The following is a 19,973-nucleotide window of genomic DNA, read 5'->3' as shown; positions in this document are numbered from 1 at the left end:
ATGACCGATGCCGAAACCGTGCTGTCGCTGCTGCGCGAGAACGCGCGCTACTCGACGGCGGACCTCGCCCGCCAGACCGGCCTGAGCGAGGCGGAGGTGGAGGCGGCGATCGAGGACCTCGAGGAGTCCGGGGTCGTCCGCGGCTACCAGGCCATCGTCGACACGGACCGCCTCGAGCACGAGCGCGTGCGCGCGTCCGTCGAGCTGAACGTCACCCTCGACCGGGAGACCGGGTACGACGACATCGCACAGCGGCTCGCGAAGTTCCCCCAGGTCCAGGGGCTGCGGCTGGTGAGCGGCGACTTCGACTTCGCGATGGACGTCGAGGGCGACTCGATGAGCGAGGTCTCGCACTTCGTCAGCGAGAAGGTCGCGCCCGTCCCCGAGATCACGCAGACGGTCACCCACTACGTCATGGAGACGTACAAGGACGGCGGCGTCGAGTTCGGGGACGGCGACGAGGACGACCGGCTGTCGGTCTCGCCATGACCTTCGAGCAGTCCGAGCGCCTGTCGACGGTGCCGCCGAGCGGCATCCGCCGGTACTTCGAGCTCGCCGAGGAGTACGACGACATCATCTCGCTGGGGGTCGGCGAACCCGACTTCGCGCCGCCGTGGGCCGCCCGCGACGCCGCCATCGCCTCGCTGGAGCGCGGCCAGACGTCGTACACGCCGAACCGCGGCCTCCGCGAGCTCCGCGTGGAGATCGCCGCGAACGCCGACCGGCGCTGGGGCCTGGAGTACGACCCCGACGAGGAGGTCCTGGTGACCGCGGGCGCCAGCGAAGCCATCGACCTCGCGATGCGGGCGTTCCACGACCCCGGCGACGCGGTCGCCATCGCGCAGCCGTCCTACCTCTCGTACGTGCCGACGGCGACGCTCGCCGGCGCGGACGTCCTGGACGTGCCGACCCGGCCGGCCGACGAGTTCAAGCTCACGCGCGAGGTCCTCGAGGACGCCGGCGCAGCGGACGCGGACACGCTCGTGATGTGCTACCCGAACAACCCGACGGGCGCGACGATGACCCGCGAGGAGCTCCGGCCGGTCGCCGAGTTCGCCAGGGAGCACGACCTGCGCGTGTTCTCCGACGAGATCTACGCCGACCTCACGTACGAACACGACCACGCGTCCATCGCTTCCCTGCCGGGGATGCGCGAGCGCACGGTCGTCTTCAACGGCTTCTCGAAGGCGTACGCGATGACGGGACTGCGGCTCGGGTACGCGCTCGCGCCGCCCGAAGCCATCGAGGCGATGAACCGCATCCACCAGTACACGATGCTGTCGGCGCCGACGACCGCCCAGCACGCCGCCGTCGAGGCGCTGCGGAACTGCGACGGCGACGTCGCGGAGATGCGCCGCCAGTACGACAGCCGCCGGAACTTCGTGCTGTCGCGGTTCGCCGAGATGGGCGTCGACTGCTTCCCCGCGGCGGGCGCGTTCTACGTGTTCCCGGAGTGCCCGTGGGACGACAGCGACGCGTTCGCGGAGGCGCTCATCGAGGAGGAGGGCGTCGCGGTCGTCCCCGGGCACGTGTTCGGCGCGGGCGGCGAGGGCCACTTGCGCGTGACGTACGCGACCGGGCTGGGCGACCTGAAGGAGGCGCTCGCGCGCTTCGAGGCGTTCGTCGACTGAGCGGACCGCCGCGCGTGCGGCCGCGTCACGCCCGACCGTCCCGGCGCCAGGACGCCGCGCCCGCGAGGACGCCGACCGCGACGGCCAGCGCGACCGCGAGGTCCGTCGAGAGCGCGGACCGCAGGCCGGCGAGGTTCACGTAGCTGAGTGCCTGCGCGGCCAGGACCGCGAGGCCGAAGCCCGCGAGCGCGTCCGCGACCGCTCGCGGCCGCCGTCCGAACGACGAGTACCGGAGGGCGACGTAGCCGGCGACGACCGCGCCGGCGACCAGGCCGACCGGGAGCCCGACGAGCGCCGAGAACTCGAACGCGAGCGCCTCGACGACGGCGACGGCGACGACGAGGAACACTGCCAGTCCCGCACCGAGCGCCGCGACCGCGCGCCTACCGTTCATGATACTGACTACTCGGGCGTCGGGGATAACGCTGCTGCCCGCCGCGCGGCCACCCCAGGCGAGCGCGTCACGGCGTGACGGCGAGCTTCCCGAGGAAGCTCTCGTGCATGACGTCGCGCTGGGCCGCGGCCGCCTCCTCGAGGTCGTACGTCTCGGCGAGCTCGACGGAGAGCCCGCCGGTCGCCATCAGGTGGGCGACGCCGCGCAGCGGCACGCGGAGGTCCGGCGTGTTGAACATGCTCATGAACTGGTAGGAGACGTCCTTCGAGCGCGCCGGCCCGTCGTTCGAGAACCCCGGGTCGGGGCTGTTCTCCCCGATGCCGACGACGCGGGCGCCCTGGGCCGCCACGTCGGCGTCGAACTGGAGGTAGTCGTCCAGCCGGTGGTCGAGGACGACGTCCACGCCGCCGTCCGAGGCGCCGACGACCGCGTCCGCGAGGTCCTCCCGCGAGTAGTCCAGGACGGCGTCCGCGCCGAGGCCGCTGACCGCGTCGTGGTACTCCGAGCGCGCCGTCGCGACGACGCGCGCGCTCACCGCGTCCGCGACCTGGACCGCCGCGTGGCCCACGCCGCCGGACCCGCCGTGGACGAGCGCGTACTCCGCCGGGTCGAGGCCGGCGTGGTCGACGAGCGCGCGCCACGCCGTCACCGCCGCGACGCCGGCCGCGCCCGCCTCCGTCAGGTCGACGCCGTCCGGCAGCACGACGGTGCGGTCGACCGGGACCGTCGCGTACTCGGCGTACGCGCCCTGGTAGCCGGCGTTCCCGATGCCCGTGCCGTAGACGGCGTCCCCGACCGCGAAGCCGTCGACGTCCGGCCCCGTCTCGACGACCGTGCCGGCGTAGTCGACGCCCGGCGTGAACGGCAGCCCGACGGGCTCGTAGGACCCGTCCCGGAAGTACGTGTCCACGGGGTTGACGCCCGCGGACGCGACCTCCACCAGGAGCTCGCCCGGCCCGGGACTCGGGCGTTCGACGTCCTCGACGTGCAGTACCTCCGGACCGCCGTGCTCGGTGAGCCGAACAGCGCGCATGTCGTGTACCAGGTCGACGTACACGGAGAAAAGCGTACGGGACGTGACGCGTCGGGGCGGCGGCGAGCGGGCTGCCGGATGCTGAACGTTTTTTCGGCTGCCGGACGCAGATGCGGACGACCATGAGCGACTCCGGCGACACCGACCTCGGGTTCGTGCGGTTCGGGGACACCGGCCTCCAGTCGAGCGAACTCCAGTTCGGGACGTGGCGGTTCGGCAAGGAGACCGAGGCGGGCAACCTCGAGATCGGCGAGAAGCGCGCGAAGGAACTCCTCGACGCGTACGCCGACGCGGGCGGCCGGTACGTCGACACCGCCGACATCTACGGCGGCGGTGACAGCGAGGTGTGGATCGGCGACTGGCTCTCGGACCGCGACCGCGAGCGGTACACCGTCGCGTCGAAGATCTTCTGGCAGACCCGCGAGGGCGACCCGAACAGCCGGGGCACCAACCGGAAGAACGTCCGGGACCGCATCGACGGCATCCTCGACCGCCTCGGCACCGACTACGTCGACGTCCTCTACATCCACCGCTGGGACGACCAGACGCCGACGCGCGAGCTGATGCGCACCCTGACCGGGCTCGTCGAGGACGGGAAGGTCCACTACCTCGGCGCGTCCACGCTCCGCCCGGACGCCTGGAAGGTCGCGCAGGCGAACCAGCTCGCCCGCGACGAGGGCCTGGAGCCGTTCAGCGTCCTGCAGCCGCGGTACAACCTCGTCGACCGCGAGATCGAGGGCGACTACCTCGAGTTCGCGCGCAGCGAGGGGCTGGCGGTCTGCCCGTGGAGCCCGCTCGCCCAGGGCTTTCTCACCGGGAAGTACGACCGCGAGGACGGCCTCACCGGCGAGTCCCGCGCCAGCGAGTCGACTCGCTGGGAGCAGAACTACCTCACCGACGAGAACTTCGACCTCCACGACGAACTCGACGCGGTCGCCGGCGAGGTCGGCGCGTCGCCAGCGCAGGTCGCGCTCGCGTGGCTGTGCCACCGCGACGGCGTCACCGCGCCCATCGTCGGCGCGCGCACCGTCGACCAGCTCGAGGAGAACCTCGCCGCCGCCGCGATCGACCTCTCCGAGGACCAGGTCCAGCGGCTCACCGAGGCGAAGGAAGGCCCCTACGCGGGACTGTAGACGGCTACGCGCCCGACGTCCTGTCCCTCCGACGCCGCGGCGGCGCCCCCGGTACTTTTGCTGGCTCGCAGCGAAGACCCGCCCGTGCAACTCGACGTCTCCACCAGCGAGCGCGTGGACGTCGTCGACGTCACCGAGTCGGTCCGCGACGCGGTCCCGTCGGCCGTCGACCGCGGCGTCTGCACGGTCTTCGTCCCGCACACGACAGCCGGCGTCGTCGTGAACGAGGCCGAACCCCGACTCCTCGGCGACGTCGAGCGCGCGCTCGAGAAGCTCGTCCCGCGGCGCGGCGACTACGACCACGACGACGTCGACGACAACGCCGACGCCCACCTCCGCGCGACGCTGCTCGGGGAGAGCGCGTCGATTCCCGTCCGCGACGGCGACCTCGCGCTCGGCACCTGGCAGTCAGTGCTGTTCGTCGAGTGCGACGGCCCCCGCTCGCGGCGCCTGGACGTCACCGTCACCACGCCGTGACTCCCACCGGCGCCACGCCCTGACCCTTACCGTCGCCACGCCGTGACCGCCGGTCACTCGCCGGCGCCGGCTCTGCGGTCGAGCCACTCGCGGACGTCCTCGACGGTGTCCTGGAGGTACGGCGTGCCGAACAGCGCGACGATGAGCGCGCCGACGGCGTTGAACAGCATGTCGAAGGCGGTGTCGGTCGGGCCGTAGACCACCCAGATGACCGGGACGTCGAGTGCGGCCGCGACCACGCGCGCGCCCAGTTCCAGGCCCTCCCAGACGACGCCCATCAGCATCGTGAACGCGAACACGTACACCGGGACGCGCCGCCGGGAGAACGCGACCGACGGCGAGTGCTCGTCGGCGGCGCACACCACCGTGTAACCGACGCCCGCGACCACCATCGCCGAGAGAGTGTGGGTCACGTGGTCCCACCACCAGACGTTGCTGTACGGCCCCAGCATCCCGACGGCGTGCAGGAACACCGCCAGCGACACGAACGCGGTCTGCCACGGCGACAGCTGGATGCGGAGGTCCCGCCGCAGGACCGCCGGCAGCAGGGTCACGAGAAACGACAGCGCGGCGTTCACGACCACGGAGATGCGTCCGGCGGCGAGGCCGACGACGAACACGGCGAGCAATCCCGCCTGGCACAGCAGGACGAACAGACTCAGGCGGCGACGGCGACCCATCGACTCCCCCTACTCGGGGCGCGACGAAAGAGCTTGGGTTCCCGTCCGAGTCGTCACGCGTCCACGGGGCGGACGTGTCGAGAACCCACACGTATTTGTCAGTTCGGCGCACAGCACCGACCAACCGCTGTCCGCGCCCGCTCGACCCGTGTCACCGAACCCCGCAACCTGGCTCCCGTGGAAGCGCCCCGTCTTCACGTCCACGCGGACGCGCGTGCAGACGCTGCTCCTGCTCGCAGTCGGCGCTGCCGCGCTCGCTGCGGCCACCGTCGCCGTCCAGCGGGCGGTGCCGGGTCTCACGGACCCGGTGTGGCTGCGCGCACGCGTCCGCGGCTTCGGTGTGTTCGGGCCGCTGGCGTTCGTCGGCCTCCAGGCGACCCAGGTCGTCGTCGCGCCCGTCCCCGGCCAGGTGCTCGCGTTCGCCGGCGGCTACCTCTTCGGGACGGTCCACGGCGCCGCGTACAGCCTCCTCGGCGCCGCACTCGGCAGCACGGTCGCGTTCCTGCTCGCCCGCCGGTTCGGCCGACCGTACGTCGAGCGCGTGGTCACCGCGGAGACCCTGGACGCCTTCGACGACGTCGTCGACCGCGACGGCGCCTTCGCGCTGTTCCTCGTGTTCCTCGTGCCCGGGCTCCCGGACGACGTCGTCTGCTTCGTCGCCGGCGTCACCCGCATCCCCGTCTGGAAGCTGGTCGCCGTCTCGGTCGTCGGCCGCGTCCCCGGGTTCCTGCTCGTGAGCCACGCCGGCGCCGAGCTCGCGGCCGCGAACTACGCGCTCGTCACCGCGCTGCTCGGCGCGCTCGCCGCGGTCGCCGCGCTCGTCTACTGGCAGCGAGCCGACCTGCTCGCGGCCCTCCGGGACCGGTGACGCCCACGGCGCTCAGTCCTCGCGGCGCGCCTCCCGGACGGCGTCGGCGATCTCGTCCGGGTGGGCGGCCGCGACCCGCAGCGCCGCGTCGTGGAGCTCGCGCTTCGCCTCGTTCCGCACGCCGGACTCGCGGAGCGCGCGCACCACCTCGAGGTCGAGAGCGTCCTCCAGGGCGGCCCACGACTCGGGGCGCGCGTACATCGGCGACTGCTTGACCGCCGCGAACTCGAAGGCCGGCTCGGTCGACACCCGTCCCACCTGGCCGTCGCCCCCAGCGGAGCTCGACTCCGCCGGCGATTCGCTGGCCTGTCCCGGTCCGGTCGAACGGTCCTCGGCGGCCCCCGAGTCGTCCACCGCTCGTTCGTCGACCCGCTGTTCGTCGCCGCTCGTCCGCTCGGCGTCGCTGGGCTGCTCGACCGCGTCCGGTCGCTCGTCCTCACCCCGCCCCTCGCCGTCGCTCGCCCGCTCCCTGTGCTCCCGCTCGGCGGCCTCGAGGTCGTCGAAGCCCATCAGCGAGCCACCTCCCCGCGTTCCACGATGGCGGCGAGTTCGTCGTACGCCGCGAGCTGGTCGCACTCGGGGTCGTAGTCACGCAGCGGCACGCCCGCCTGGTGGGCGTCGTCGATGGCCGCGCGGTACCGGATGCCAGGGAGGTCGCCGTCGTAGCTGCCGTCGTCGACGGCCGCCCAGTCCTCGTCGGAGAGGTACGCGAAGTTCGGGACGAGGTGGTCGATGGCGTCCCGGGTCGTGATCTCGCGGAGGAGCCGCCGGTCCCGGGTGTCCTGGTCGATGCGCTTCCGGAGGTCCGAGGGCACCACCGCGAGGATGTCCAGCTCGAAGTACTCGCGGGCCTCCTGGACGAGGCGGTCGAGCGTGTTCGACAGCCCGGTCTCGTAGCCGTTCTCCGGGCGCAGCGGGATGACGAGGTTGCCCGTGGCGTACATCGCGTTGTCGTTGAGCTTCCCGCGGTTCGCCGGGCAGTCGACGACCACGTAGTCGTACTCCTCGCCCAGCAGCGGGTCGACGAGGTCGCGTTTCAGCCGCGTCGTCCCCATCGTCGCCTCCTTGAGCGCGGACTGGACGCTCTCGAGGTCCTCGTGGGCGGGGAAGAGGTCCAGGCCGTCCACGACGTTCACGACGTGGTCGCGTGGGTCCTCGCCCTCGAGCAGGACCGATTCCGCGTGGTTGCCGGTCTCGCCGCTGCTGTACTCGTCGCCGAACCCGAGGTTCAGCGTCATGTGGCCGTTGTCGTCGAGGTCGACGACGAGCGCGCGCTCGTTGCGGTGCGCGAGTTCGCGCGCGAGGTTGAGCGCGGTCGTCGTCTTCGCGAATCCTCCCTTCAGGATGCCGACGCTGACGGCGCGTGGTTCCGTTTGCATTGTGTCCCTCGTCTGGAATAGGCACCTATCGTACCTGTTCCGGCTGCGGTGCCTACGCCGAAGTACGCGGGGATTCCCCCGCACCCTGTATAAATCACTGGGAATAGGTAGCGGCGGTAGCTCGGAGAGGTAGCTGAGCTAAACTAGCTACCTGAGGTGAAATAGGCACCCGAGGTTCGTACGAGCTCGCGTGGGCGTCGACGAACGGGACGAACGTCAGAAGTGCCGCTCCGACACGACGGCGGGACAGGTGTCCGTTCCCCGACACGACGGCGGGACAGGTGTCCGTTCCGAGCTACCACACGCGCACGTGAGAGAAGAGTAGAATCCCCCGGTCCCGAGACGGCACTCGAGGAAGCCGGCCGACGACGGCCTCAGACGGACCGAACGAACAAGGATCAACTGCCACCCCCACCTGGCAGTCAGCTCGCGGTTGGTGTACGAACGGCGGGCCGGCCACTCACGGCGAATGCACCTGCGTCGAGTCGTGGACCCACGGCGAGCGCGACACGTCGAGTCGATTGGCCGCCGTGGGGACAGACTGCGGTGTCGAGTCGAGGCCCCAGCACACGCCGACGTCCCGAACGCCGCCGACCGCACGACGCAGAGAGAGGGAGCCACGCACACGAGACAAGACACGGGGAGAAGGAGCCACGCACACGAAACAAGACACGGGGAGAAGGAGCCACGCGAACGAGACACGCCCCGAGCGGGCGGCAACAGGGCATTCACGACCGATACCGGGAACCGGATCTGGAACCGCCCCCAGTAGTTCTGTATCTCGGCATGGGGTTTATTCCGCGAGAGCGGGCGTTCGACGGCCGGCGTTCGCCGTCACACCGCGCAGCGCCCGAGCGCCGAGTCAGACGCGACCTGCGGGGACCCGGCGGCACCGGACACGCGGCGAGTGGTCGAACAGGGCCAGGCCCGCGAACCGCCGAACGCCCTCTCGCTCGAGTCAGCTCGCAGAACCATCGGCGACGACTGGCGAGTGCCGTCGAGTCGACTCGCACACCCCGGAGGACGGACATCGGAGACTCCAGACACCGGTGGTGGCCGGTCTGGCGCGAAGACCCGCACGCAGAGCCGCAGTCACGCCCGAGAGCCGCGACCAGTAAATCCCATGCTGCGATACGAATCACCGTCTGGAGCGGCCCGCGCGGACGCCCACCTCCGAGGGAATCCGTGGGCGCCGTAGCGCCGGGAGACGCGCAGTCAAGGGCGAACCGCCCGGGAACGGACGCGAGTGATAGGTGCCGATTCCACCTCTCTCGAGCGCGTCGCGGCGGACGTCGGCAGAACACGACAGCGCGGCCGCCTCACAGCGCGCGATTCGAGCCTGCGGGGCGACCAGCCGCCACGCCGGCTCTCACTCGGGCGCGAGGACCTCAACTGGGTGGCGGTTGCCGCGCGCGAGCAGGTCCGCGAGCTGTTCGTGACAGGACGCGCCGCTGGCGACCACCTCGCGGTCGGCCGCCGGGTCGGCTTCCAGCTGGTCGCGCAGCGTCTCGCCGACGTCGACGCTGAGCTCGTAGTACTCGGACTTGTACCCGAAGCTCCCCGCCATCCCGCAGCACTCCACGTCCGAGGTGACGACGTCGTAGCCCAGTCGCTCCAGGACGGCTTCCGTGTAGACGTCGAGGCCGAGCGTGCGCTGCTGGCAGTGGCTGTGGTACGCGAGCTCGCCGCCCCCGGAGAGGGCGTCCGCGTCCGCGCCGTTCTCCAGGAGGCCGTAGACGTACTCCATCACCTCGTAGCTGTGCTCGGCGACGCGGTCCGCGCGCTCGCCGTCGAGCAGGCGACCGTACTCGTCGCGGAACGCCGCGAGGTCCGACGGCTCGACGACCACCACGTCCCGGCCGTCCTCGAGGAACGGCTCGAGGCTGTCGGCGACGCGGTCTGCCTGCCGCCGGGCGGTCGCGAGCATCCCCTGGGAGAGCGGCGCGCGCCCGCTCTCGCGGCAGGGCGCCAGCGCCACGTCGACGCCGAGGGCCTCCAGCGTTCGGACGGCCGCCTTCCCGCGGTCGACGAGCACGTAGTTCGTGTACGCGTCCGGATAGAGGACGACCTCGCGGTCGCTCTCGCCGGCCGCCGGAAGCGGCGTCCGGGACGCGAACCAGTCCGCGAGCGTCTCCCGCCGGAACTCGGGGAGGTCGCGGCGCGGGTCGACGCCGGCGACGCGGTCGAGGAGCGCGCGAACGGGACGTGCGTCCGCGAGCCGGTTCGAGAGGGGCGCCGTCGCGGAACCGAGCTTCGCGAGCGCGCCGAAGTTCCCGAACAGCCGCTTCTGGAGGTCGACGCCGCCCGGATCGGCGTCCGGCGACAGCCCCTCGACGAGCCAGTCGAACTCGCGGTCCGTGCCGCGGTTGACGCGGTCCCGGACGACGGTGTTGATCCACGGGATGTCGATCTTCACGGGACAGGCGTTCAGGCAGCGACTGCAGCCAGTGCAGAGGTCGTTGAACTCGGCCGCGGAGTCGAGGCCGTAGACGCCGGCCTCCCAGCCCGTGGCGATGCCGCCGGTGTACGTCTCGCCGCCGAACGCGTGCCCGCCGACGTGCTGGAAGTTCGCACACGAGTTCGCGCACGCGCCACACCGGATGCAGTACAGGGTCTCCCGGAGGTCGTCGTCCTCGCGCATCGCCGTCCGGCCGTTGTCCAGGAGGACGAGGTGGAACTCGCGGTCGTCGGTGCTGGCGTCCAGGGGTTCGTCCGGCTCGTCGAAGTCGACGACCGGCGAGTCGACGGGCGGCGTCAACAGCGAGAGGTAGGTGGCGATGTCCTGGCCGCCGCCGGCGCGCGCGATGAGTTCCGCGAACGCCGTGAAGTCGTCGACGCTCGGAATCAGCTTCTCGACGCCGGCGACCGCGACGTGCGTGTCCGGCGTGACCGCGCACTTCCGGGCGTTGCCCTCGTTGGTGACGAGCGCGACGGTGCCGGACGCCGCGAACACGAAGTTCGCGCCGGTCATCCCGACGTCGGCGCGGCGGATCTGGGCGCCGACGTGGTCGCGCGCGAACGCCGTGAGGTCCTCGGCGGTCTCCAGGGGTTCCCCGGGGTCGAAGTGCGCGTTGAACAGGTCCGCGATCTCCGCGGTGGACTTGTGGAACGCCGGGCCGACGAGGTGCGAGGGGGCTTCTTCGGCGACCTGGAGGACGAACTCGCCGAGGTCCGTCTCGCAGACCTCGACGCCCGCGGCCTCGAGCGCGTCGTTGACCTCGATCTCCTCGCTGGTCATCGACTTCGACTTCGCGAGCACGTCGGCGTCCTTCCGCGCGGCCACGTCGGTGATGTAGTCGTTGGCGTCGGCGGCGTCCTCGGCGAGGTAGACGGTGCCGCCGTTCGCTTCGACGGACTCCCGGACCGTTTCTATCAGTTCGGGGAGGCGCTCGATGGCGTCCTCCTTGATTGCGCGTGCCTCCTCGCGGAGCGCCTCGATGTCGTCCCGCGTGGCGTTGGCCTCGAGGCGGCCGTCGTTGATGTGCGTGGTGTTCTCGAAGACGGCGTCGCCCTCAGTGTCCAGCAGGTGGCGGATGCGCTGGGCCTTCTCGCGCCGGCTCATCGGTCGGTGACCAGGACCGCGTGGACAGTCTGCGGGCCGTGGACGCCCGTCACCAGCTCGCCCATGTCGGCGGTGGCGCTGGCCCCGGTCGCCAGCACCGCGGTGTCGCGGCCGGCGTCGAACTCCCCGCCGAGCCAGTCGACCGTCGACCGGACGTCCGCGCGGACGTCGCTCGCGCAGACGACGCCGACGTGCTCGGTGGGGTACAGCGCGACCGGTTCCGTGCCGGCGGCGTCGGCCTGGACGACGAACGTCCCGTACTCGGCGACGCCGCCGTGGACGCGCGTCACGCCCGTCTCCGCGTCGTCGAGGCGCCGCGGCGTCACCTCGGTCTCGACCGGCGCGTCGGCCAGCGACACGCCGTCGACGTCCAGCGGCGCGCCGACTGCCGGCTGCGTGACGACGTCGGCGAGCGTCCCCGGGAGGTCGGCGGCCGTCGTGCGCGTGCACTCGACGTCGGCGGCCGCGAGCGCCGACGCGAACTCGTCTGTGTTGTCCGTTCGCATTGCGCACGTATCGGGACAGATTCGGGTTATGTCTTCCGGTCACCGCAGTCCGCGTCGGTCGCAGGCGACTGTCGTCGCACTACTGGATTCCACTCACACTCGCTACTAGTGCTCGTTCCAATCGTGGGGTTGACACGTCCTCTCCTAGTCGAGAGCAGCCGGACCACCAGTCCCCGCCAGTCCCCGTTCCGTCGAGCGTGCCGGCCGACGTATCGCCTCGGAGGCGGCCTCCGCGGGTCACACACTCGGTCGCACCGCGGATGGAACCGAGTCGAACGGCCGGCGGTCTGCCGACTCGCCCCGGCTCGCGGAGACGGCGGCTGACGTGGCTTCGAGCCCTCTCGGTACCGGGGAGCGGCCGCCTACCACCCGGAGGGGCCCGGGCCAGCCGGAGGCCGACGTACCAGATACACGGCTATTCTGTCTTCCCGAGTAGTTCCGGCGATGGGGACGTGTCTCACTCCCACCCGGTTACGAGGGACGCGAGGCCGGAACGTGGAAGCGGTCGGACCAGCCGAAGCGAGCGCAGTGGCCGAATCGGTCGAAGCGGTCGAACCAGCCGACGCGAGCGCGGTGGTCGCGTCACTCGCGGAGCGCGGCGGCGACCATCTCGACGGGCGTCGGCGGGCTCTCCCTGTCCTCGGGGACGACGCGGCCGGCGTCGCGGGACCGCTCGTCGAGCATGTCCTCCAGCTGGGTGCGGCAGGACGCGCCCGGCGCGACCGCGAGGTCGCCGCTGCTGTCGTCCAGTTGGTCGACGAGGATGGAGCCGATGGCCTCGCTCATCGCGTGGTGTTCGGCCTCGTAGCCGAACGTCCCCGCCATGCCGCAGCACGTCGAGTCGACGGCGTCGACGTCGTAGCCGGCGCGCCGCAGGACGCCGACCGCGTGATGGTCTTTCTTCGTCGCCTTCTGGTGGCAGTGGCCGTGGTAGGCCAGCGACCGGGTCGGCGCGTCGAACGCGAGCGCCTCGTCCAGGCGGAACGCGTCGAGGTACTCGAGGACGCCGTACGTGTTCTCGGCGACCCGCTCGACGGCGTCCCCGCTCAGGAGGTCGCGGTAGTCCGACTGGAACATCACGGCGTCCGAGGGTTCGACGAGCACGACGTCCCAGCCGTCACGCACGAGCGGGTCGAGTTCCGCGACGTTCGACTCGGCGACCCCGCGGGACTTCTCGAGGAACCCCTTCGAGTGGGCCGGCCGGCCGCTGTCCGTGTTGTCCGCGAGGTCGACGTGGACGCCAGCGGCTTCCAGCACGCGCACCGCCGCCTCCCCGATCTCGGGGTGGGCGTAGTTCGTGTACGTGTCCGCGAACAGCACGGCGCGGCGCTCCGCGCTCGCGGCCGGGACCTCGCTGCCGCCGCGAGCCTCGAACCAGTCTCTCAGCGTCCTGCGCTGGAACGACGGCAGCGACCGCTCGCTGGCGATGCCGACCGTCTTCTCGAGGACGGCGCGGGCGCCGGGGAGCTTCGGCGCGAGGTTCGACAGCGGCGCGGTCGCCGACCCGAGCGCCGCGAGGCGGTCGACGTTCGCGAACAGCCTGTCACGGAGGCTCGCGCCCTCGCGCTGGTGGCGCTCGTGGACGACCTCCGCTTTCATCTTCGCCATGTCCACCTCGCTCGGACAGTCCTTCGCGCAGCCCTTGCAGCCGATACAGAGGTCCAGGACCTCGTCGACGAACTCGTCGCTGGTCGGGTCGTCCGGCAGGTCGCCGCTCATCGCCTGCCGGAGCATGTTCGCGCGGCCGCGCGTCGACGTGATCTCCTCGTCGGCGGCGCGGTACGTCGGACACATCACGCCGCCGCCCGCGTCCTGGCTCGTGCGGCAGCCGCCGCAGCCGTGGCAGAGCTCCGCCATCCCCTGGAAGCCGTTCTCGTTCTCCCAGTTGAGCGCCGCGGAGAAGCCCGCCTCGAAGTCGTAACCGGGGTCGAAGCGCAGGTGCTCCGTCATGGAGACGTCGCCGCAGACCTGGCCCGGGTTCAGCAGCCAGTCCGGGTCGAAGGCGGTCTTCAGGTCCCGGAACACGCCCCAGAGCTCGTCGCCGTAGAGCTTGCGGTTCCACTGGGTGCGCGCGCGGCCGTCGCCGTGCTCGCCGGAGACGCTGCCGCCGAACTCCACGACCATGTCCGTGACGCGGTCGGCGATGTCCACCATCGCCTCGAGGTCGGCGTCGGACTTCGTGTTCACGAGCGGCCGGACGTGCAGGACGCCCGGGCCGGCGTGCGCGTAGAAGGACGCGAACGTGTCGTTGTCCTCGAGGATCTCCTGGAAGCGCGTGACGAACTCCGGGAGGTGCTCGGGCGGGACGGCGGCGTCCTCGATGAACGAGATGTGCTTGGCGTCGCTCGTCCGACTGAGCAGGATGGGGAGTCCGGACTTCCGGAGCTTCCAGTACGTCGCGCGCTCCTCGTCGTCGTGGGCCTCCAGCGCGTCGAACGCGAACCGGTCGCCGCTCGGAGCCACCCCGCCCTCGCCGGGAACGCGGTCGGCGACGAGGTCGGCGGTCTTCGCTTTCCCCTCGGCGTCGTCCGCGGCGTAGAACTCCACGAGCAGCGCGGCGCGCGTGTTCTCGGGGAGGAGCGCGACGACGTCCTCGAACTCCGCGGTCTCGCCGGCGAGGTCGATGAGCGTGTCGTCGATGAGTTCCACCGCGGCCGGGTCGTGCTCGAGGACGTGGGTCACGTCGGAGACGGCGTCGACGACGCTCTCGTACGTCAGCAGCGTCACGGACTTCGTGTTCGGCACGGGCTCGAGGGAGACCGTCGCCTCTGTGACGACCGCGAGCGTGCCCTCGCTGCCCGCGAGCAGGCGCGCGAGGTTGACGCTGCCGTCCGCGGCCTCGTCGACGAGGCGGTCGAGGTTGTACCCGGAGACGTTCCGCTTGAGGTCCGGGAACCGCTCGGCGACCTCGTCGCCGTGGTCGTCGACGACGTCCCGGACGGCCGCGTAGATGCGCTCGAGGAGGTCATCGCTGTCGGCGTCCGCGCGCTCGCGGACCGCGTCCAGGTCGACTTCGCCGAACCGCTCGACCGTGCCGTCCGCGAGCACGACCTCGCACTCCTCGACGTACGCGTCCGTCTTCCCGTACTTCAGCGAGTGGGCGCCCGTGGAGTTGTTCCCGATGGCGCCGCCGATGGCGCTGCGGTCGCCGGCGGCGGGGTCGGGCGCGAACTTCAGGTCGTGGGGCGCCAGCAGGCCGTTCAGCTCCTCGAGGACGGCGCCCGCCTGCGCCGTGGCTTCGCGGTCGTCGGGCCGCACGTCGACGACGTCGTCCATGTGCCGCGTGAAGTCGAGGACGACCGCCTCGTTGACGGCCTGGCCGGCGAGGCTGGTGCCGCCGCCGCGGGGCAGCACGGGGAGTTCGCGGTCCGCGCAGTACTCCACTACCGCCGACACGTCCGCGGTGCTCGCCGGGAACACGACGCCGATGGGCGTCACCTCGTAGGCGGACGCGTCCGTCGCGTACAGCTGTCGCGTGTACGTGTCGAAGCGCACGTCCCCGTCCACGAGCCCGCGGAGGTCCTCGACGAGGCCCGGGCGGGCGACGTCGTCGCTGACGTAGTCGTACGCCGACCGGTCGTCCGCCGCCGGGCGCCCGCCACCGGGCGCGCCGCGTTCGTTGGATGCCATCTGGTTGCCGGGAGGTAGCACGGTCACTCCCTTGGCTTTTCGGAACCGGGGAAGTTTGGCCGTGCCGGACTCCCGTTCCGGGCGGACCCCAGCACGTGCCCGGGTCCCGACGCGTGTCTGGGCCCCAGTACCTGACTTGGTCCCGCTACCTGCCGAGTCCCGGCACGTTCCTGCCGTGTTTTCCGGGGCCCCGGACGCGCGCGACGCCTCTCGCGTCCGCCCCGCTCGCGTCCGGGACTCACGCGAGTGACACTGGCGCAAGCATAACACACGTACTTCTGTTATTCTCCTCCTTCGTCCTCGCAGTCGCAGCCGCCCGCCGCCAGCAGTTCCGCGACGCCGCGCTGCGTGTTGCAGTCGGTGCACAGCACCTGGACGTCCACCATGACGCGGAACTCCCCCAGCGTGATCCGGGCCGTCGACCGGAGCTGCTCGAGCTTCGACTCCGTCACCGACGTGAGGCGGCCGCGGAGCTTCTGGACGGCCGTGCTCGCTGCCGCCACGCGGTCCCCCACCTCGCGCTCGTACTCCGCGCCGCGGTACTCGCGGAGGTACGACCGCACCGCCTGGTAGGTCACGAGGTCCGCGGCCAGCCCGTCGACGTCCACGCCCTCGCGCTCCAGTCGACGCCGCAGGTGGGTCTCGTCGGCACCGCCACCGCCGTCACCCGTCAACAGCCCGACCACGCTCTCGACGTACGCCTCCGAGGGGTTCGCGCCGGTCGCGCGCAAGCGCTCCCGGACGACGGCCTCGTTGACGTGCGCCGCGAGGTCGCGCAGGCTCCAGTGGTCGTCTCCGGTCGCCGTCCACCGCGCCTCCAGTTCCTCGCCGAGTCCGTGGAGGTCGTACTCGTCGATGACGCGAGCGACCTTGCTCCGCCGGCCGCCCGCATCGCGTTCGCCATCGGCCATGCGTCACCAACTCGGGCCGGACCGGTTATAGCTGTCCCCCCGCCTTTGGTGGCAACCGCCTTCCACCGGGCCCCCGTTCGACAAGATTTATTGCGCTGATACCTTGAGTACTGGGCATGGGTGTGCAAGAGCAGAGACTGTCGGACGGGGAACTCCGCGTCGAGAACGTCGGCGGCATCGAGGAGACCGCCGTCGAGTTCTCGTCCGGCGTGAACGTCCTCGCCGGCAGGAACGCCACCAACCGCACGTCGCTGCTGCAGGCGTTCATGGCGGCGATGGGCAGCGACAACGTGACCGTCAAGGGCGACGCCGACGAGGCGTCCGTCGAGCTCGACGTCGGCGGCGAGACCTACACGCGACACCTCTCCCGGCAGGGCGAGACGGTCGTCTCCGGCGGCGACCCCTACCTCGACGACCCCGAGCTCGCGGACCTCTTCGCGTTCCTCCTGGAGAACAACGAGGTGCGCCGCGCCGTCGAGCGCGGCGACGAACTCCACGACATCATCCTCCAGCCCGTCGACACCGACGAGATCGAGGCGGAGATCGACCGGCTCGTCGACCGACGGGACCGCATCGAGGACGACCTCGCGGAGATCGACCGCCTGAAGGGCGTGCTCCCTGAGAAAGAGCAGCGACGCGACGAACTCGAGGCGGAGATCGCGGACACGCGCGAGGACCTCGCGTCCGTCGAGGCGGAACTGGAGGCGACCGACGACGTCGAGCAGCGCCAGCAGCAGAAAGCCGAACTCGAGGAGAAACTCGACGAGCTCAGCTCGCTGCGGTCGGAGCTCGAGGACGTCCGGTACGAGCTGGAGACCGAGCGCGAGCGCCTCTCGAGCCTGGAGAGCGAGCGCGCCGACCTCGAGGCCGAACGCGAGTCGCTGGCGGACGCGCCGGACGGCGAACTCGACGAGGTGGAGGCCGAGATCCGCCGCCTGCGCGACCGCAAGCAGCGCCTCGAGTCCGAGCTGTCCGAGCTCCGGAGCGTCATCAGCTTCAACGAGGACGTCCTCGAGGACGCCGGTCCCGACGCGCTGGCCGCACTCGAGGACGACGACGGCGACGTCACCGCCGGGCTCGTCGACGGCGACGACGTCGTCTGCTGGACGTGCGGGAGCGCCGTCGAGCGCGAGCAGATCGAGGCGACCGTCGACCAGCTGCGGGAGTTCAGCACGGAGAAACTCGACGAGGTCTCGGCCGTCGAGGACGAGATCGACGACCTGCAGGCCGAGCGCCGCGAGCTCGAGGAGGCCGAACGCGAGCGCGAGCGCGTCCAGCGACGCCTCCGCGAGCTCGGCGACGAGATCGAGCGCGCGGAGTCCTCCATCGACCGCCTGGAGGAGCGCCGCGACGACCTCATCGCCGACGTGGAGGACGTGGAGGCCGCCGTCGAGGACCTGGAGGCCCAGGAGTACAGCGAGGTGCTCGAGCACCACCGCGAGGCCAACGAGCTCGAGTACGAGCTGGGTCGCCTCGAGCAGGACCTCGAGGCCGTCGAGGCGGAGATCGCGGAGGTCGAGGCCCGCATCGAGGAGGAGCCCGACCTCAAGGCCGAACGCGAGCGCGTCGAGGACGAGCTCACGGAGCTCCGCACGAAGATCGAGCGCATCGAGCGGGACACCGTCGAGGAGTTCAACGACCACATGGAGACGGTCCTGGAGATGCTGGACTACGACAACCTCGACCGCATCTGGCTGGAGCGCCGGGAGCGCGAGGTCACCGAGGGCCGCCGCACGGTGACGAAGACGGCCTTCGACCTGCACGTCGTCCGCACCACCGACTCCGGGGCGGCCTACGAGGACACCGTCGACCACCTCTCGGAGAGCGAGCGCGAGATCACGGGCCTCGTGCTGGCGCTCGCGGGCTTCCTCGCCCACGAGGTGTACGAGGACGTGCCCTGCATCCTCCTGGACTCCCTGGAGGCAATCGACTCCGACCGCATCGCGAAGCTCGTGGACTACGTCGCCGACTACGCCGACTACCTCGTCGTCGCGCTGCTCACCGAGGACGCCGCCGCCGTCGAGACCGAGCACCGCCGCATCACGGACATCTGAGCGCACCCACCCCGTCCGCGCCGCTGCGTTGGGACCCCCGCGCCACCAATCGTAGCAAGAATCAGACTCTTCCCCGAACCTACCAGACACCATCGACGTTCCCGAACCGTCGAGGAGAAGGCCGAGCTCAGTCTCCGGCCGAGATCGGCGTCGCTGAGCCCCAAGAGAAGAGAATAGGCACCTATTTCAGAATAGCTGTGATCGGGATTATCGCGGAATGACGTCGTGGATATCCCCCGTGACGCCTCTAACGGAGGTCTAGGCGCGTTTCTCGCCGACTGCACTCCTATCCGTATACAGTCATGTATGTCAATATGAGGTATCTCGTACGTCTCGCCCGTCCCGCGCGTCTCGTGTGCCGGTTCCCCCGGTGTCCGAGCGAGGGTGTAACTCGGCGACGGTCCGAACCGGCGGCCCCGACGGCCGAAGCGCGTCGCGTTCCGCCGCGCCAGTCCCCAGACTCCGGGAACTGCTGCCCTCCTTTATTAAATCCCCCCGTGAAAATGTTCAACGAATCATGGCAACCACAGAATCCACACTCCGCAGTAGCCTCGGCGGGTTCACCGCCGAGGGGAAACTCCACCACCTGAGCGTCTGGTTCATCCTCGCGCTCAGGCTCATGATGGGGGTCGCCTTCCTCCAGAGCGGCGTCGACAAGGTGCTCTCCGGGAGCTTCGGCGCGGCCGGCTACCTGCAGAACTCGCCGCCGGCCAACGGCAGCCCCGTCGCGGACGTCTTCGTCGCGATGGGCGAGACACCGTGGTTCGTCGACTTCGTGAACGTCGCCGTGCCGTGGGGCGAGGTCCTCATCGGCCTCGGCCTCATCGTCGGCTTCCTCACGCGGCTCGCCGCGTTCTGGGGCGCGTTCATGATGCTGTTGTTCTACCTGGGCAACTGGGACGTCGGCCACGGCTACATCAACGGCGACTTCGCGTACATGCTCGTGTTCCTGTCCGTGGCGGCGTTCGGCGCCGGCCGCATCCTCGGGTTGGACAAGGCAGTCGAACAGTACGACGTCGGCGGCCAGCCGCTCGTCGAGCGCTACCCGTGGACGCGGTACCTCCTCGGGTGAGGAGAGCGGCGTCGGGCCGCTACTGCGTCTCCCGGGCGACCTGCAGCGAGTAGACGAACCCGAAGTACGCGACGACGCCGCTGGCGAGGGCCCCGTAGTAGACGAGGGCGGGCGCGTCGAGGGCCTCGAACAGCAGCGAGACGACCGTCACCCAACCGACCGCGAAGACGGCGTCGAAGAGCATCCCGTCGTGCTGTTCGGCGACGTGCTCGCGGACGGCGTCCAGCGCGCTCATCGACGGCCCTCCGTCGGGCCGGCGTCGGTCGCGGACGCAGGCGTGGCTCGGTGGCGCCGGGTCACGGCTCCGCCCCCCGTTCGGCGTCGACGACGAGCACCGGCAGGCGCGTGCGGCGCAACACCTTTCGGCGACGCTCCCCAGCACCACCCGCGAGAGTTCCGAGCGCCAGTGGCCGCCCATGACGGCGGGGCACGTCCTCTGAGTCCGTGTGTGGCCTGCGAAGAAGCCGCAGTGCGGTCAGTCGCCGCCGACTTTCGCCTGGATGTCGTCGACGACGTCGGGGTTTCGGAGGGTGGAGGTGTCGCCGAGGTCGTCGCCGTTGGCGATGTCCTCGAGGAGGCGTCGCATGATCTTCCCGGAGCGGGTCTTCGGGAGTTCGGGCGTGAAGACGACGGATTCGGGGCG

The 19,973-nt window shown here is 70.9% G+C and carries 17 protein-coding genes and 1 pseudogene; 7 read left to right on the top strand and 11 right to left on the bottom strand.

Going from position 1 to position 19,973, the window contains the following annotated elements:
* Both U5911_RS12085 and U5911_RS12080 read left to right on the top strand, forming a co-directional pair.
* A complete protein-coding gene (locus U5911_RS12085) occupies nucleotides 1-489 on the top strand; it encodes an Lrp/AsnC family transcriptional regulator (protein ID WP_336037181.1) in 489 nt (162 codons plus the stop codon).
* Entirely contained in the window at nucleotides 486-1,631 is a 1,146-nt protein-coding gene (locus U5911_RS12080) for a pyridoxal phosphate-dependent aminotransferase (protein ID WP_336037180.1), read from the top strand. The genes U5911_RS12085 and U5911_RS12080 overlap by 4 nt, the downstream gene beginning before the upstream one ends.
* A 25-nt stretch (nucleotides 1,632-1,656) precedes the next feature.
* Here the strand turns inward: U5911_RS12080 and U5911_RS12075 are convergent, their stop codons facing one another.
* Together U5911_RS12075 and U5911_RS12070 are read right to left on the bottom strand one after the other, a co-directional pair.
* Entirely contained in the window at nucleotides 1,657-2,025 is a 369-nt protein-coding gene (locus U5911_RS12075) for a DUF8147 domain-containing protein (RefSeq protein ID WP_336037179.1), read from the bottom strand.
* 67 nt (nucleotides 2,026-2,092) lie between these two features.
* Nucleotides 2,093-3,058: an NADPH:quinone reductase gene (locus U5911_RS12070; protein ID WP_336037178.1), complete on the bottom strand. Its 966-nt coding sequence runs from the start codon at nucleotides 3,056-3,058 to the stop codon at nucleotides 2,093-2,095.
* A 122-nt stretch (nucleotides 3,059-3,180) separates the two neighbouring features.
* Between U5911_RS12070 and U5911_RS12065 the strand changes: the two genes are divergently transcribed.
* Nucleotides 3,181-4,191, top strand: coding sequence for an aldo/keto reductase (locus U5911_RS12065; protein ID WP_336037177.1), 1,011 nt, complete (start codon nucleotides 3,181-3,183; stop codon nucleotides 4,189-4,191).
* Between the two features lie 84 nt (nucleotides 4,192-4,275).
* Complete coding sequence (locus U5911_RS12060) at nucleotides 4,276-4,668, top strand: secondary thiamine-phosphate synthase enzyme YjbQ (protein WP_336037176.1); 393 nt, start codon at nucleotides 4,276-4,278, stop codon at nucleotides 4,666-4,668.
* Nucleotides 4,669-4,721: 53 nt separating this feature from the next.
* Here the strand turns inward: U5911_RS12060 and U5911_RS12055 are convergent, their stop codons facing one another.
* The gene (locus U5911_RS12055; RefSeq protein WP_336037174.1) at nucleotides 4,722-5,348 is read right to left on the bottom strand and encodes a DUF2238 domain-containing protein; all 627 of its coding nucleotides are present in this window, start codon (nucleotides 5,346-5,348) and stop codon (nucleotides 4,722-4,724) included.
* Between the two features lie 148 nt (nucleotides 5,349-5,496).
* Here U5911_RS12055 and U5911_RS12050 point away from each other — a divergent pair, with 148 nt between their 5' ends.
* Nucleotides 5,497-6,216 carry a TVP38/TMEM64 family protein gene (locus U5911_RS12050; protein WP_336037172.1) on the top strand — a complete coding sequence of 240 codons (720 nt, stop codon included), beginning with the start codon at nucleotides 5,497-5,499 and terminating at the stop codon, nucleotides 6,214-6,216.
* Nucleotides 6,217-6,228: 12 nt separating this feature from the next.
* On the opposite strand, the gene U5911_RS12045 is transcribed toward U5911_RS12050, so the two are convergent.
* From U5911_RS12045 to rdfA, 6 genes are all read right to left on the bottom strand, one after another.
* On the bottom strand, nucleotides 6,229-6,726 hold the full coding sequence (locus tag U5911_RS12045; RefSeq protein WP_336037171.1) for a DUF7970 domain-containing protein: 498 nt from the start codon (nucleotides 6,724-6,726) through the stop codon (nucleotides 6,229-6,231).
* Nucleotides 6,726-7,595: a ParA family protein gene (locus U5911_RS12040; RefSeq protein ID WP_336037169.1), complete on the bottom strand. Its 870-nt coding sequence runs from the start codon at nucleotides 7,593-7,595 to the stop codon at nucleotides 6,726-6,728. The genes U5911_RS12045 and U5911_RS12040 overlap by 1 nt, the downstream gene beginning before the upstream one ends.
* A gap of 1,369 nt (nucleotides 7,596-8,964) precedes the next feature.
* Nucleotides 8,965-11,157, bottom strand: a complete 2,193-nt coding sequence (locus U5911_RS12035; RefSeq protein WP_336037168.1) for an LUD domain-containing protein — start codon at nucleotides 11,155-11,157, stop codon at nucleotides 8,965-8,967.
* Nucleotides 11,154-11,663 (bottom strand): LUD domain-containing protein, encoded by a 510-nt coding sequence (locus U5911_RS12030; protein ID WP_336037167.1) that lies wholly within the window; start codon nucleotides 11,661-11,663, stop codon nucleotides 11,154-11,156. Before U5911_RS12030 ends, U5911_RS12035 begins: the two co-directional genes overlap by 4 nt.
* Before the next feature lie 582 nt (nucleotides 11,664-12,245).
* On the bottom strand, nucleotides 12,246-15,293 hold the full coding sequence (locus U5911_RS12025) for an FAD-binding and (Fe-S)-binding domain-containing protein (protein ID WP_336037166.1): 3,048 nt from the start codon (nucleotides 15,291-15,293) through the stop codon (nucleotides 12,246-12,248).
* Nucleotides 15,294-15,574: 281 nt separating this feature from the next.
* Nucleotides 15,575-16,204, bottom strand: coding sequence for a rod-determining factor RdfA (rdfA, locus tag U5911_RS12020; protein ID WP_336037165.1), 630 nt, complete (start codon nucleotides 16,202-16,204; stop codon nucleotides 15,575-15,577).
* Nucleotides 16,205-16,320: 116 nt separating this feature from the next.
* Here rdfA and U5911_RS12015 point away from each other — a divergent pair, with 116 nt between their 5' ends.
* Both U5911_RS12015 and U5911_RS12010 read left to right on the top strand, forming a co-directional pair.
* Entirely contained in the window at nucleotides 16,321-18,258 is a 1,938-nt protein-coding gene (locus tag U5911_RS12015; RefSeq protein ID WP_336037164.1) for an archaea-specific SMC-related protein, read from the top strand.
* A gap of 517 nt (nucleotides 18,259-18,775) precedes the next feature.
* On the top strand, nucleotides 18,776-19,330 hold the full coding sequence (locus U5911_RS12010; RefSeq protein ID WP_336037163.1) for a DoxX family protein: 555 nt from the start codon (nucleotides 18,776-18,778) through the stop codon (nucleotides 19,328-19,330).
* Between the two features lie 19 nt (nucleotides 19,331-19,349).
* Here U5911_RS12010 and U5911_RS12005 read toward each other — a convergent pair whose 3' ends face one another.
* Both U5911_RS12005 and U5911_RS16810 read right to left on the bottom strand, forming a co-directional pair.
* Complete coding sequence (locus U5911_RS12005; protein WP_336037162.1) at nucleotides 19,350-19,565, bottom strand: DUF8119 family protein; 216 nt, start codon at nucleotides 19,563-19,565, stop codon at nucleotides 19,350-19,352.
* A gap of 240 nt (nucleotides 19,566-19,805) precedes the next feature.
* A pseudogene (locus U5911_RS16810) lies at nucleotides 19,806-19,973 on the bottom strand (AMP-binding enzyme); the annotation flags it as partial.

Origin of the sequence: Halobacterium yunchengense (genome assembly GCF_037031165.1) — an archaeon.
GTDB lineage: Archaea > Halobacteriota > Halobacteria > Halobacteriales > Halobacteriaceae > Halobacterium > Halobacterium yunchengense.
Note: the sequence above shows the minus strand (reverse complement) of the source record. Positions and strands in the feature narration are given on the sequence as shown.

Bases quoted from the DNA above. Each gene is read 5' to 3' on its own strand.
- U5911_RS12045 (WP_336037171.1), bottom strand. From the start codon at position 6,726: ATGGGCTTCGACGACCTCGAGGCCGCCGAGCGGGAGCACAGGGAGCGG.
- U5911_RS12035 (WP_336037168.1), bottom strand. From the start codon at position 11,157: ATGAGCCGGCGCGAGAAGGCCCAGCGCATCCGCCACCTGCTGGACACT.
- U5911_RS12005 (WP_336037162.1), bottom strand. From the start codon at position 19,565: ATGAGCGCGCTGGACGCCGTCCGCGAGCACGTCGCCGAACAGCACGAC.
- U5911_RS12010 (WP_336037163.1), top strand. From the start codon at position 18,776: ATGGCAACCACAGAATCCACACTCCGCAGTAGCCTCGGCGGGTTCACC.
- U5911_RS12065 (WP_336037177.1), top strand. From the start codon at position 3,181: ATGAGCGACTCCGGCGACACCGACCTCGGGTTCGTGCGGTTCGGGGAC.
- U5911_RS12025 (WP_336037166.1), bottom strand. From the start codon at position 15,293: ATGGCATCCAACGAACGCGGCGCGCCCGGTGGCGGGCGCCCGGCGGCG.
- U5911_RS12055 (WP_336037174.1), bottom strand. From the start codon at position 5,348: ATGGGTCGCCGTCGCCGCCTGAGTCTGTTCGTCCTGCTGTGCCAGGCG.
- U5911_RS12015 (WP_336037164.1), top strand. From the start codon at position 16,321: ATGGGTGTGCAAGAGCAGAGACTGTCGGACGGGGAACTCCGCGTCGAG.
- U5911_RS12075 (WP_336037179.1), bottom strand. From the start codon at position 2,025: ATGAACGGTAGGCGCGCGGTCGCGGCGCTCGGTGCGGGACTGGCAGTG.
- U5911_RS12080 (WP_336037180.1), top strand. From the start codon at position 486: ATGACCTTCGAGCAGTCCGAGCGCCTGTCGACGGTGCCGCCGAGCGGC.
- U5911_RS12085 (WP_336037181.1), top strand. From the start codon at position 1: ATGACCGATGCCGAAACCGTGCTGTCGCTGCTGCGCGAGAACGCGCGC.
- rdfA (WP_336037165.1), bottom strand. From the start codon at position 16,204: ATGGCCGATGGCGAACGCGATGCGGGCGGCCGGCGGAGCAAGGTCGCT.
- U5911_RS12070 (WP_336037178.1), bottom strand. From the start codon at position 3,058: ATGCGCGCTGTTCGGCTCACCGAGCACGGCGGTCCGGAGGTACTGCAC.
- U5911_RS12030 (WP_336037167.1), bottom strand. From the start codon at position 11,663: ATGCGAACGGACAACACAGACGAGTTCGCGTCGGCGCTCGCGGCCGCC.
- U5911_RS12040 (WP_336037169.1), bottom strand. From the start codon at position 7,595: ATGCAAACGGAACCACGCGCCGTCAGCGTCGGCATCCTGAAGGGAGGA.